Below are 13243 nucleotides of genomic sequence, written 5' to 3'. Positions count from 1 at the left end.
CTTATCCCACCGCTGCTAGCGACATTTCCGCTTTGAGCGACTGGCCGCGCGAGGCGCCGACAACCGCGTCGACATCGAGGATGAGAGCGACGCGGCCGTCACCGAGAATGGTGGCGGCGGCAATGCCCGGCACATGGGTGTAGTTCGCTTCCAGGCTCTTGATGACCACCTGGCGCTGACCCTGAATGGCATCGACCATCAGAGCCCGCTGGCCGCCGCCTTCGGATTCCACCAGAAGCGCCACGCCCTCGACCGGATTGGCCTGGGTGGCGCGGAAGTTCAGGATGCGGCCGACATCGACCAGCGGGCAAAAGCTGTTGCGGATCGAGATCAGCCGGTGGTTCGCACCGAAGGAGTGGATCGCGGCAGCTTCCGGCTGCAGGGTTTCGACGATTGCCGTCAGCGGCACGACCAGCGTCTGGCCGGCGACGGTGACCACCATGCCGTCGAGGACGGCGAGCGTCAGCGGCAGGCTCATGGTGAAGACCGAGCCGTGGCCCGGTTTCGAGGTGATGTTGATGCGGCCGCCAAGCGCCTGGATCGAGCGCTTGACGACGTCCATGCCGACGCCGCGGCCGGAAATGTCGGAGATCTTGTCGGCCGTCGAGAAGCCCGGCAGGAAGATCAGGTTGTCGATTTCCTCGTCGGACAGGTTGGAATCGGCCGGGATGAGGTCGTTGTCGATCGCCTTCTGGCGGACCTTCTCGCGGTTGATGCCGGCGCCGTCGTCGGCAAGCTCGATCAGGATGCGTCCAGAACGATGCTTGGCGGTGAGGCGGACCGTGCCCTCGGTGTTCTTGCCGGCGGCTGCACGCTTTTCGGGCGTTTCGATGCCGTGGTCGACGGCGTTGCGGATCATGTGAGTCAGCGGCTCGGCCAGCTTGTCGATGACCGTCTTGTCGACTTCGGTGTTTTCACCTTCGGTGATCAGGCGGATCGACTTGCCGGTCATGTCGGCGATTTCGCGGACGATGCGCGACATGCGCTGGAAGACCGGCTTTACCGGCTGCGCGCGGATCGCCATGACCGAGTCCTGGATCTCGCGGGTGAGCTGCTGCAGCTCCTCGAGGCCCATATTGATCGAGGAGGTGCCGGTCGTGTCGTTCTCGATGACGCTCTGCGACAGCATCGCCTGGTTGATGACCAATTCGCCGACGAGGTTGATCAGGCGGTCGACACGGTCGAGATCGACGCGGATCGTCTGGCCGGCACCGGCGGCATTGTTCTGGGCGGCAGCACTTGCAGCGGCCGCTGCGGCGGCTGCCGATTCCTTCTTCTCGACGCGGGCGGCGACCATCTGCGTGACGTTGGAGGCAGTCTCAGCGGCGGCAACTGCTGCAGCCGTCTCTTCGGCGCGCGCGTCTGAGGCGGAAGCCTCTTCCATTGCGCCCGTTTCATCCAGGATCGACAGATCGAAGGGAACCGGCACCATCGGCAGTTCGTCGTTGCTGGTCGCGTCGGCCCTTGCTTCTGCGACCGGCTTCACCGTCAGTTCGCAATCCCATTCGGCGAATTCGAAGACGGTGCGAATGGCGTCCTCGCCCTTGTCCGTCTTGATCGTGACGTTCCAGAAGAAATAAGCGCCTTCCGGATCGAGTTCCTCGAGGCCCGGCAGGTCACCCGCATTGCAATAGATCGTCATTTCACCGAGGCGCGAGAGATCACGCAGCAGCAGGGTGGCGTCATTGCCCTTTGAATAGAGTTCGTAGCGCGGCTTGAAGATGACTTCATAGGCCGGCATGCTGCCCGCATCGTCCTCGCCGCCAAAATCGTCGAAGGAAAAGGGGACTGGCTGGAAGCCGCTGTCGTCCGTCGGCTTGGGGGTCGGCGCCGGAGCGGCCTTTGCGGCGGCCCTCGGCGCAGGCGCCTCGGCTGACGCCGAGGGAGACGGCATTTCACCGTTGGCCAATGCCTCGAGCTCCCTGACGAGGCCGCGGCTGCGGCTTTCATCGACGCTGCCGCCGTCGCGCGCAACGTTCGTCAGGTCGGCGAGCACGTCGGCCGACTTCAGCATCACCTTCAGGACATCCTGGTTCGGCTCAAGCTTGTTGGATCGAACGCAATCGAGAGTGGTCTCGAAGACATGGGCGAAGGCTACCAGATCGTCAAGGCCGAAGGCGCCGGCGCCACCCTTGATCGAATGCACGGCACGGAACACCGCATTGACGGTTTCCGGATCGCGATCGCCATCATTCATTTTCAGAAGACCGGATTCCAACTCGGCGAGCTGTTCCTCGCACTCCTGGAAAAAGATCTCTTTGATTTCGTTCATATCCATAGGAGCAAATCCTGGGTTTAAGCGGTTACACGCTCAATGGCATCGATCAGCTTGGCCGGGTCGAAAGGCTTGACGATCCAGCCCGTGGCACCGGCCTGGCGGGCGCGGTTCTTCTTTTCCGCGTCGCTTTCGGTGGTCAGAACCAGGATCGGGATCGCCCGATATTTCTCGTTGCGGCGGACACCTTCGATGAAGCCGAAACCGTCGAGGCGCGGCATGTTGATGTCGGTCACGATGACGTCAGGGTTGGACTCTTCGAGGATCTCGAGGCCCTCGATGCCGTCTTCCGCCTGGATGGTCTCGAAGCCGGCATTGTTCAGCGTCACGAGAAGCATGTTTCGGATGGTGCGGGAATCATCCACGGTCAGCACTTTTTTCTTCATTGCCGAATCTCCTTGGCAAGCAGGTGGTCAATATTGACGCCCACCAACTGCATGGTTTTCTGAAATGCGTCGGACACCTTGGTGAAGGTGAACGGCTGCTTGTCCTGCTCCCAGGTCTTCTCGGCGGACATCAGAACCTGGGCGCAAAGAGCACCGATCCGTTCAACGCCGGAAGCGTCTATCGAAAGACCGCTACCCCTGAGAGAGAGGAGTTTGTCGCGCAAGGCGGAAGCCTCGTTGAGGTCGAGCACCGCTGTCAAATCCAGCGTCTTGCCACTCTTCTTTGCTGCCATCAGCTTTTCCTTGTCCCCTTATCCCCGGCCCGAGAAGACGAGCTGAGGCGATCATCCGATAGGTTAGTAAACATTCCGCCCACGTCCGACGCTTGCGAAGGGCTGCGGAAGGCCAAAATCGTCATTTTCGTATCCGTCCTCGGCCAGTGCCGGACGAGCGGCGACCTCGATGGCGCGCGGCGGCGTGACGCGAACCGGCGCAGGGCGCCCGACAGCGGCGTTTTCCCGGGCGATGCGGAATTCGCGAATCGTCTGGCCGAGTTCGAGAATGACGGCGTGGAGGTGGTCGGCGCCTTCAGCCGAGCGCTCCGCAAGGCCGGCACTATCGGCCACCTCGCCACCCAGGCCCTTGATGTCGGCTGTTACGCTGTCGAGGCTTTCGGCATGTTCGCCGGTTCGGGTGGCGATGCCTGATATGGCGGCGTTGATGTCGGTGACCTGACGTACGATGCTGCCGATCGAATCCTGTGTGCGGCCGACCATCTGCACGCCGGCATCGACCTGCGCCTTGGTCGTCGTCACCAGCGTCTTGATCTCGCGGGCGGCTTCGGCCGAGCGCTGGGCAAGGGCGCGGACTTCCTGGGCGACGACGGCAAAACCGCGGCCGGAATCGCCGGCGCGAGCAGCTTCGATGCCGGCATTCAGCGCCAGGAGATTGGTCTGGAAGGCGATCTCGTCGATCGCACCGATGATCTGGCCGATCTTTTCGGCCGACTGCTCGATATCGGCCATGGCGCTGATCGCGCGGCCGACGACCTCGCCGCTTTCCTCGACGACAGCGCGCGTCGTGGCGGCCGCTTGTTGGGCAGCGCGGCTGTCGGCGGCGCCATCGCGGACGCTACCGGCGATGCCGGCAAGGGCCGCGGCGGAAAGCTGCAGCCGCTCGGCCTGGCCGGAAGCCGTGCCGGCAAACTGCCGTGACAGACCGGCAAGCGCGCCCGTCGCCGCTTCGGCCTTGACCGTGCGCTCGGTAATGGCGGTGAACTCGGCCTGGAGGCCGTCCAACGCGCCGTTCAGCGCGGCGGCGATCCCGCCATAGGCGCCATCGCCGTCGACAGGCGCGCGTCGCGTCAGGTCGCGTGCGGACAGGCCTTCGATGACGTCGCCGAATATCCGGGCGATCTCGGCTTCGTTGTCGGCGCGCTGATCGGCGAGCGCGCGCTGCTCCCCGGCACGCAGCGCATTGAAGCGAAGCGAGACGGCAATTTCCACATCGACCATGACGATACGGATGATCGCTGTCATCAGATCGGAGATCTCACGGGTGCGGCGTTTGGCCGACGGCAGCAGTGGACGGCCGGCAATCTGCTCGGCGAGGCCGGAAACGACATGCTCCAGCATGACGCCATGGCCGGCCACGTGCCAGCGCGGGTCAAGACCCATCTTGCTTTCGGTATCGGAGAGAACCTTGACGCGCTCGGCATAGAGGCTGTCGAACCGTGCATCCGTCAGCACGTCCCAATGCGATGACTGCAGATCGTGCAGCCGCTCGACCTGGCGATCGCTCTCGAAATTGCGCGAGGCGTCGGGGAATGACTGGAACCTGTGGAAGAGGTCCCTGAGGCCTGCCTTCAGATGCGCTTCGAGGGCTGGCCGGTTACGGCGCACCAACTCGCACTGATCGGCATCGAGACCGGCAAAGCGCAGGCGGTCGCGCAAGCTGCCTGCCTGCGCGCCACGAGCCTGATCTGATGGCATGTCCTGCCTCAACGCCTGTCCCCAACCACTTTCCGGGCGAAGGCCCGGCCAAAAACTTGCGCAGCATCCGTTGAACGCGAAGCGTGGAGACGGTCCTCACCACCGGTTACAACCGGCGGATCGAGCCCCCTGATCAGCTATGTTTCGGAGCTGTCTGAAGAGATGGATACCGGATCAACCGGTACGGCGGGACGGCGTCATGCCTGGTGGGAACGAGTGCATCTTCCCATTCCGACGTGTAAACCAATGTTTATGGTTAATTCCTTGCCTGAAGGTTAATAAGCCTTTCGCGGTGCGGGCTTTTGAAGCAATTCAACGCCGTTCACAGCAAATACTGCTGCGGAGTTGCACGGCTGCTACAAGGCACACGCAAGCTCCGTGTTATATGCCGGTCGATAACCAAGACATGACGTCGACAAGGACTGAGCAATGATTGTTCTCGGATTGGGTTCCTGCTTGATTGCAATGACGCTGCTTGCCGCCGTCGCCCGTCTCGATTTTCTCGCTGCAAGTCGCGATCTCCGCGCACTTCGGGTGTTCTGAAGCGCGTCGCGATCTTTCAGATACGCTCTTCGCGCATTGGATTTTTACTTTTACGCATGTCGTTACCGCAGTTGCACAGTTTTGCGCGCCATGCTTTAAACTGATCTCCGCCCTTCCCCGTTGGCAGTCCGGCACCTTTGGTGTATCGCACTCGCGCCTTTCATGTCAGCGGAACTATCGGTTCATGTCCCCCAGATCTGGTCTCCTCATCGTTCTTGGCTTCACGCTCTGGCGCGTGGTCACGCTCAATTTCGATGCGACGGACCTTTTCGTCGACGAGGCGCAGTACTGGTTCTGGTCGCAGAATCTCGATCTCGGCTACTATTCCAAGCCGCCGATGATTGCCTGGGTGATCCGGGCGATGACCGAGCTTTCCGGCTCCAACGCCATCTATTGGATCAGGCTGCTCGGACCGCTGATCCACATGGCGGCCGCACTGGTGCTGATGAAGACGGCAAAACGTTTCGTCGGGCCGGAGATCGAAGGCTGGACGGGCGCCACCTACATCACGCTTCCGGGCGTGGCGCTTTCTTCGGTGTTCTTCTCGACCGACGTGATCCTGCTGTTTTTCATCGCGATCGCTTTGCTTGCCTATTTCGGCTTAACGCAGCGACGCTCGGTCGGGCTGGCGCTCGTCATGGGCCTTAGCGTCGGCCTCGCCTTCCTGACCAAATATGCCGTGCTGTTCGTCGTTCCGGGCGGCGCGCTTGCCCTCCTCCTCATTCCGGCGGCGCGCATCGCCATCCGGGATTTCATCATCGCGGTCGCGGTCGCGGCGGTCGTCGCCTTGCCGAACCTCTGGTGGAACCTGCAGCACGACAATACTACGGTGCGGCATACGCAGGACATCGCCCATTGGAGCGAACTGGGCATCAACTTGCGTCGCGGGCTTGAATTTTTCTCCGCCCAATTCGGCGTCGTTGGGCCGATCATCTTCTTTGCGATGCTCTGGGCGGTCTATCGCATGATCAAGGGCAGGAGCGACGATCGCGAGAAGATACTGGTCTGGCTGTCGATACCGGTGGTGGTGCTGATCACGCTGCAGGCAACGGTCGCCAAGGCCTATGCCAACTGGGCCGTGACTGCCTATGTCGCAGGGACCATCCTTGCCGTCTGGCTGCTTTACCGGATGTGGCCCAAGGGGCTCAGGCTGTCGCTGGCCATCAACGGCATCGCCAGCCTGCTCTTTCCGCTGGCGACGATCTTTCCGCATCAGTTGCTGCTGCCGAACGGCGACGCGCTGATGAAGCGCTATCTCGGCCGTGCCGAAGTCAGCCGTGAGGCGGCCGCTCTCGCAGCTCAGGCCGGCACCGACATCATCGTCACCGACAATCGCGACATGGCCGCCGATCTTTTCTATACGCTGCGCGATCAATCCTACCGGATCTATGCGCGGGCGCCCGCGGGCCTTCCGGAGAGCTATTACGAGCAGGAATTCGCTCTGCCGGCCGACACCACCGGCAAGGTGCTTTTCCTGACGGACGGACCCTTCACCTGCGCCAGCGAGACGCCCGAGGTGCTGAAGAACTGGCAGCCGACGGAAGGCAACTACAAGGGTAAGACGCTTTCTGCCTACAAGGTCTCTGCCGCCTGCCTGGCGCCTGAGCCGGTTTAGCCTGCCCGATGACAGAGCCGCACGTCTTTTCGAGAGGCGCAGCGGGCACTGTAACCCTTTGAATTATGCACGCGCCGCGCGGCACAGAGCAGGAGTGAGAATTGTTTCCCTTGCGCCTTGACCCATGATCTCAAGCCTCCTCGTCGCCCGCGCCCATTCCGCCGCCGACGTCGACGAGCTGACGCACTATGGCGCCGATACCGTCATCATGGGTGAGCGTGAAATCGCGCTGGGCATGGTTGACCGGCTCGCCCAAGTGCATCATGAGAGTGTGCCCTATGAAGACGGGCATGGGCCTGATACAATTATGCCGACGGATGACCCTCCGCCGGGAAGAGAATGAGAGATTGGCGCGCTTTGAGCCGATACGGGAGTGACATCGCCGGGACGGAGAGGATGGAGCTGGACCAGCGCCGTCTGACGAGCCGTATCGCCGCTTCCCTTCTCGTCGCTGTCCTTGCCTATCTCGGCCTGCTTTTCGGCGGCAATCTGGTGATCTCGCCGGCCGCCGCCGTCAATACGCTTTCCTCTTCCGATCGGGATTTGCAGCCGCCGCAGCTGACTGCGAGCGATACCGTGCGCGGGCTGCTTGCGACTGAACGCAAGCTTGCACCGAAGCAGGCGGCGCATGACGCCGGACCGCTTGCCCTTGCCGCCACCCCGGTTGTCGATTTTTCCGGCTGGACCATGGCCGCGCCCTTTGCGGCATTTGAAGCTTCGCTTCATGCCGCAGTCTCCAGGACCCATCAGCCGCGCGCACCGCCGGTCGCTACCTGACGCTCGCGCCGATCGGCGCTTCCGACCATTGACGACATGCCGCCAGCGCCCGAGCGCCGGCCCTCGATATCAAGGAATACAACATGCGTACTTCACGATGGCTGGTGGTCACCTATACGGTGATCATCCTACTCGGCCTATTGATCGCCCTGCCGAACGCCCTGCCGCAATCCGTCCTCCAGCGCGTGCCGGCCTGGCTGCCGCATCAGCAGGTGTCACTCGGCCTCGACCTTCGCGGTGGTTCGCACCTCGTTCTGGAAGTCGACGAAGCCGACTTGACCAAGGAGCGGCTGCAGTCGCTGCTTCAGGACGCCCGGCGCGTGCTGCGCGAAAAGGGCATCCAGCCGAAAGCCGTGGTCCGCAGCCAGAACCAGATCGTCGTGACGCTTGCCGATGCCGCGCAGAGCGATGCTGCCGTCACCGAGCTCAAGACGCTTGCCAACCCGATCAGCACCGGCCTCAGCGCCGGCCAGTCGGATCTGGCCGTCACTGCGAACGGCGCCACCATCACGGTCGGCTTCTCGCCGGCCGGCATCTCCGCCAATGTCGACAACGCCGTCCAGCAAAGCCTTGAAGTCATCCGCCAGCGCGTCGACCAGGTCGGCGTCTCCGAGCCCACCATCCAGCGCATCGGCGCCAATCGCGTGCTCGTCCAGCTTCCGGGCGCGCAGGATCCGTCACGCCTGCGCGAACTGCTCGGCTCCACCGCCAAGATGTCGTTCCACATGCTGTCGCCGAACAATGCGCCCGGACCCGGCGTGACCATGCTGAAGGACGATGAAGGCAGGTCCTATCCGGTCCTCGACCGCGTCGAAATCTCCGGCGACCGCCTTTCGGATGCCCGCGTCAGCTTCGACCCGAACACGCATGAGCCGATCGTCAGCTTCCGCTTCGACAGCGCCGGCGCCAGCCGCTTTGCCGAGATCACCCGCCAGAACGTCGGCAATCCCTTCGCCATCGTCCTCGACGACAAGGTGCTGAGCGCGCCTGTTATCCGCGAGCCGATCACCGGCGGTTCCGGCCAGATCTCCGGCAGTTTCTCGGCCGATAGCGCCACGACGCTGGCCGCCATGTTGCGCGCCGGCGCCCTGCCCGCCAAGCTGACGGTCATCGAAGAGCGCACCGTCGGCGCCGACCTCGGAGCCGATGCCATCAAGATGGGCATTTATTCCGGCATCGTCGGCTTTGTGCTCGTCGCAGCCTTCATCTTCGTTCTCTATGGCACCTGGGGCTTCCTGGCGAATATCGCGCTGTTGATCCACACGATCCTGACCTTCTCGGCGCTAACGCTGGTCGGTGCGACGCTAACGCTGCCTGGCATTGCCGGTGTCGTTCTCGGCATCGGCCTTGCTGTCGACGCCAACGTTCTCATCAACGAGCGCATCCGCGAAGAAACGCGCAAGGGCAAGAGCGCCTTCGCCGCGATAGACACCGGCTTCCGCCGCGCCTATTCGACCATTATCGACGGCAACATGACGGCCCTGATCGCTGCGGCCATCCTGTTCTTTTTCGGCTCCGGACCGGTTCGCGGCTTTGCCGTGACCATGGCGCTCGGCCTGATCATCTCGATGTTCACATCGGTCGCCTTCGTGCGTGTCGCGATGATCGAGATCACCCGCCGCAGCAAGATCAAGGTGCTGAACATCCGGCCGTTGATCCCGTTCAGCCCCTATGACAAGCACATCCAGTTCATGAAGGCGCGCTTCTTCGGCCTCACCGTTTCAGCGCTGCTTTCGATCGCCTCCGTCGTGCTTTTCATTCATCCGGGCCTCAACTACGGCGTCGATTTCCGCGGCGGCATCCAGATGGCCGTCAAGACCACCGGCCCGGCCGATCTCGGGACGTTCCGTGAAGGCTTGAACACGCTTGGTCTCGGCGAAATCTCGCTGCAGTCCTTCGGCGACAAGAACAGCATTCTCGTTCGTGCCCAGCGGCAGGAAGGCGGCGAAGAGGCGCAGACGGCAGCGGTGACCAAGCTGAAGGCCGAGGTCGCCAAGATCGATCCGACCGCCACCGTCGAAGGTACCGACGTCATCGGTCCGAAGGTCAGCGGCGAGCTTGCCTGGGCCGGTATCCTGTCGGTGGTGATCGCAAGCTTGGCGATGCTCATCTACATCTGGGTGCGGTTCGAATGGCCATTTGCCGTGGGTGCCATCGTCACGCTGGTGCTCGATGTCACCAAGGCGATCGGCTTCTTCGCGATCACCGGCCTCGACTTCAACCTGACGGCGATCGCCGCCATCCTGACGCTTGTCGGTTATTCGGTGAACGACAAGGTCGTCGTCTACGACCGCATGCGCGAAAACATGCGGCTCTACAAGTCGATGCCGTTGCGCGAGATCATCGACAAGTCGATCAACGAGACGCTGGCGCGAAGCCTTTACACCAATGCGACGGCCTTCCTCGCGCTGGTGCCGATGGCGATCTGGGGCGGTAGTGCCGTCTCGAGCTTCGCAATCCCGATGGTCTTCGGCATTCTCGTGGCCGGCGCCTCGTCGATCTTCATCGCGGCACCCATCCTGCTCTTCCTCGGCGACTGGCGCCGCCGCCATGCCAAGGCAGCGGCAACCGATACGGCAGTGGAGATCATCCCCCCTGAACAGGGTCGCCCGCGCAAGTCCGCGAGCTAGCGCATAACCCCGAAAATCGGAATCGATTTTCGGAAAGGATCATGCGCAATTCAAAGTGATAGAGCGTCCTTTGCGTGTCTGAAAAGACGCGCGGCGCTCTATTCCGTCTTTAACGCATCCCTGAAGGGGGCGCCGGTTGCAGAGCCGGCGCCCTCTTTCTATTGTCGGCTGCTGCATTATGTTTTAATTCAAAGTGTTACAGCGCCCTTTGCGCGTCTGAAAGGACGCGCGGCGCTGCAATTGAGATCGGGAAACCGCCAGATGTCATCCAACCCGACAAGACCGCCGGAAACCAACAGTGCCAGTGACAGCGAGGAGCGCATCAAGCGTTTTCTCGCGACCGCTTCGCACGACCTGCAATCGCCGCTCCGCCATATCGCCATGTATGCCGAGCTGCTGCTCGACGATCTCGAGGAGACGCTCGACGGCGAACAGCTTCAGAGCCTCCGGATGATCCTGGAAAAGGCGCAGACGGCGCAGCGGCTCACCAAAGCGTTGATGAGCCTTGCCGGCGGCACACCTCAGGTGACGCCTGAAGAGGTCGATCTGCAAGCGCTGGCCGAAAATGTCTGGGGCGAGCTGGCCGACGAGACGGCGGTCCGCGAGGCGACGCTTGAAAGCGACGGCCTGCCCTCCATCCGTACCGACCCTGCCCTCTTCGGTCTGGTGCTGCGGCATCTTTTGACCAATGCCCTCACCTATCGCGGGGAAGCGCCGCCGCATGTCGCCATCGCCGCGGAGCGCACGGGGACGGACTGGTTTTTCCGGATTTCCGACAATGGGACGGGCATCGATCCGGCTTATCGGCAGCGAATATTCGAGCCGTTCTGGAAATTGCCGAAGGCGGGAGCGGTTCAGGGCGCCGGTCTCGGATTGACGACGGCGCGGGAGTTTCTAACGGCGCTTGGGGGCGATATCAGCCTCGAACATTCGGATGCGAGCGGCAGCTGTTTCATCATCCGCCTTCCGATTGCCTGATGGTTAGATACTGTAATCGTCCTTCCAGAAATCCGGGACGTCATAGGTCACATATTCGCGGATGATGTGCTGCAACGCCTGGACATCGATTTCGTCCTTGCCGATGCGGAAATCGACGCCGTAATCCGGGAATTCCTGGAAATAGCCACCCGATATATCGGTGGAGACGACGCCGATCGGGCCGGTGTAACCGATGCCGCGCAGTTCCGGCACCGTTTCGCGGAAATCGGCATTGGGCAGCAGGCGGTTGTCGAGCAGGATGAGATCGAAGCGCGCCAGGCGGATCTTTTCCAGCGCGTCACCGATCGATTGCGAATATTCAACCTCGACGGCCGGCTCGGAGAGATCGGCTATCTTCTTCTTGAGCGCGCGGAATTCGATGAATTCGTCATCGACAAAGAGAACTTTGACAGTGTTCCTCCGGCCCGTTTCGGTGATCATCGTCTCATTTCCCCAATCCGAAACCAATTTCACGAAACCAAACCATTCCTCAAGGCGATCGCCACCATATGAACGCGGTTGACGGCGTCAAGTTTGCGCGCGGCCGCAGTGATGTGCGAATTGACCGTGTGTTCGGAGAGACCGAGAATAATTGCGATTTCCGCCGACGTCTTGCCTTCGCTGGTCCATTTGACGATTTCCGATTCGCGCTGCGTCAGCCGTCCGGACATTTCCGGCGCCAGGATTTCCTCGTACAGCTTGTCGAAAATGCGCATAGCGTCGAGAAGCATGTCGGCGATCTCACTCTGATCCGGCTCCTGACGCTCGCCGCTGAGCACGAGGCAGTATCGCCGCCCTTCCGGCGTAAACAGCGGGATGAAGAGAAAGACGCCAGCGAGGAATTCGTTGAAAACAAGATCGGACGGATAAACTTCCGGCTGTGCGCTCCTGCCATGGACCGGCGTTGCCAGGAAATGGGCGGTCTTTGCCCGGACCGTTCCCAGCGCTTCCTTCAACGTCGTGATGAAAAGGCCGACACGCCGCTCAGCGACATTGGTGATGACGATATCGCGTTCACCGAAAGGGGCCGAAGCCTCGGAAATGCGGGCAAGCGCGAAATTGTCGAAGTTGTAATGCTGCGCCGCCGACTTCAGCAGGCGGAAAAAATCGGTGCGGTTGATCGCCCGGCTCAACTCCGGTCCGGCATGAAAGGGAATTGCCGGGGCATTGTTCATTCCCACTCTTCCTCTCCTCCCGCCAATGCATCCGATCCCTAAATCTTGGGATATACGTCTTAAAGGCGAAGAGCTACAAAAATTGCGAGACAGGTTGATGAGAGATATCGAAAACGGGGACTTTCGGTATGCAAGGCGGAAATCATCAATTATCTCAACTTGAGGTGATGCACGGGCAGATTTTACTGAGGGGCAGTAGTTCTTACCTGGGTATCGTATTCTTCCTGCATTCAACATCCATGAATGCGAGAAGGCAGTGCCAGACGTAAGCGCGAGAGAGCCGATAGACCCATTCAGCTAAGGGGTTGGCTGATGTTCGTGGCGGCGAACGCGGGTTGATTGGTTCTCTCAGCGCTTTTTTGCGTTCCATATTCTTCGCTCCGGTTGCATCTTGTGATGCGTCCTCGACCTTGTCAATTGCGGTTTGTCATATGGCTTGGACGAATGAGAGGGAACAGGTCATCCGGCTTTCGCCGTTTTCTACATCTCAAGATTGTGAATGATCGCGGCAAGGTCAAGTGGCTTTTCCATATAGGCATCGGCGCCGGCCTCGAGCGAACGCGCGCGATCCTCGGCAGCATCCGATCCGCTGCAGATAGCAAGCCGCATCGCCTTGAAACGATCATCCAGGCGCAACCGAGTGATCAGGCCGATGCCGCTATCGAGTGGCATGTAGAGATCGGCGACGAGCAGGTCAGGCGAGGTCTTGCCTTCCGCCGCGCGCATCTCCAGCGCTTCCAGCGCCATTTCGGCCGTGGGAAAACAGAATAGATCGACGTCTATCTGCTGCCTTCTGCAGATATAGTCGAGATAGAAGAGATCATCCTTGCTGTCGTCGACATAAAATAGGGTGGTCATCTAGCACCGTAATTT

General features: G+C 61.3%; 11 protein-coding genes and 1 pseudogene. 5 read left to right on the top strand and 7 right to left on the bottom strand.

All coding sequences use genetic code 11. The features are described 5' to 3' along the window. Position 1 precedes the first annotated feature (1 nt). The 4 genes from N1937_RS01600 to N1937_RS01585 form a co-directional block, all read right to left on the bottom strand. Complete coding sequence (locus tag N1937_RS01600; protein WP_222280818.1) at positions 2–2278, bottom strand: chemotaxis protein CheA; 2277 nt, start codon at positions 2276–2278, stop codon at positions 2–4. A gap of 17 nt (positions 2279–2295) precedes the next feature. Beyond that, the gene (gene cheY1 / locus N1937_RS01595; RefSeq protein ID WP_017958972.1) at positions 2296–2661 is read right to left on the bottom strand and encodes a chemotaxis response regulator CheY1; all 366 of its coding nucleotides are present in this window, start codon (positions 2659–2661) and stop codon (positions 2296–2298) included. Then, the gene (locus N1937_RS01590; protein ID WP_017967009.1) at positions 2658–2954 is read right to left on the bottom strand and encodes an STAS domain-containing protein; all 297 of its coding nucleotides are present in this window, start codon (positions 2952–2954) and stop codon (positions 2658–2660) included. Before N1937_RS01590 ends, cheY1 begins: the two co-directional genes overlap by 4 nt. Positions 2955–3017: 63 nt before the next feature. Beyond that, the gene (locus N1937_RS01585; protein ID WP_260057286.1) at positions 3018–4652 is read right to left on the bottom strand and encodes a globin-coupled sensor protein; all 1635 of its coding nucleotides are present in this window, start codon (positions 4650–4652) and stop codon (positions 3018–3020) included. Between the two features lie 727 nt (positions 4653–5379). On the opposite strand from N1937_RS01585, the gene N1937_RS01580 reads away from it, so the two are divergent. The 5 genes and pseudogenes from N1937_RS01580 to N1937_RS01560 all read left to right on the top strand — a co-directional run bounded on the left by N1937_RS01580 (position 5380) and on the right by N1937_RS01560 (position 11195). After that, positions 5380–6810 carry an ArnT family glycosyltransferase gene (locus N1937_RS01580; protein ID WP_260057285.1) on the top strand — a complete coding sequence of 477 codons (1431 nt, stop codon included), beginning with the start codon at positions 5380–5382 and terminating at the stop codon, positions 6808–6810. A gap of 130 nt (positions 6811–6940) precedes the next feature. Further along, positions 6941–7153 (top strand): annotated as a pseudogene (locus N1937_RS01575) (sodium:proton antiporter); the annotation flags it as partial. 53 nt (positions 7154–7206) lie between these two features. Then, positions 7207–7587: a hypothetical protein gene (locus N1937_RS01570; RefSeq protein WP_260057284.1), complete on the top strand. Its 381-nt coding sequence runs from the start codon at positions 7207–7209 to the stop codon at positions 7585–7587. A gap of 83 nt (positions 7588–7670) precedes the next feature. Further along, positions 7671–10217: a protein translocase subunit SecD gene (secD, locus tag N1937_RS01565; protein WP_017967003.1), complete on the top strand. Its 2547-nt coding sequence runs from the start codon at positions 7671–7673 to the stop codon at positions 10215–10217. Between the two features lie 261 nt (positions 10218–10478). Next, positions 10479–11195 carry a sensor histidine kinase gene (locus N1937_RS01560; protein ID WP_260057283.1) on the top strand — a complete coding sequence of 239 codons (717 nt, stop codon included), beginning with the start codon at positions 10479–10481 and terminating at the stop codon, positions 11193–11195. Positions 11196–11198: 3 nt separating this feature from the next. Here N1937_RS01560 and N1937_RS01555 read toward each other — a convergent pair whose 3' ends face one another. From N1937_RS01555 to N1937_RS01545, 3 genes are all read right to left on the bottom strand, one after another. Beyond that, positions 11199–11636, bottom strand: a complete 438-nt coding sequence (locus tag N1937_RS01555; RefSeq protein WP_017967001.1) for a response regulator — start codon at positions 11634–11636, stop codon at positions 11199–11201. A gap of 29 nt (positions 11637–11665) precedes the next feature. Next, entirely contained in the window at positions 11666–12370 is a 705-nt protein-coding gene (locus N1937_RS01550) for a helix-turn-helix transcriptional regulator (RefSeq protein ID WP_017967000.1), read from the bottom strand. Positions 12371–12850: 480 nt separating this feature from the next. Then, complete coding sequence (locus N1937_RS01545) at positions 12851–13228, bottom strand: response regulator (protein ID WP_170276774.1); 378 nt, start codon at positions 13226–13228, stop codon at positions 12851–12853. Positions 13229–13243 lie beyond the last annotated feature (15 nt).

Source organism: Rhizobium sp. WSM4643, from assembly GCF_025152745.1.
Classification (GTDB): Bacteria; Pseudomonadota; Alphaproteobacteria; order Rhizobiales; family Rhizobiaceae; genus Rhizobium; species Rhizobium leguminosarum_I.
This window is presented reverse-complemented; position numbering and strand designations above follow the sequence as displayed.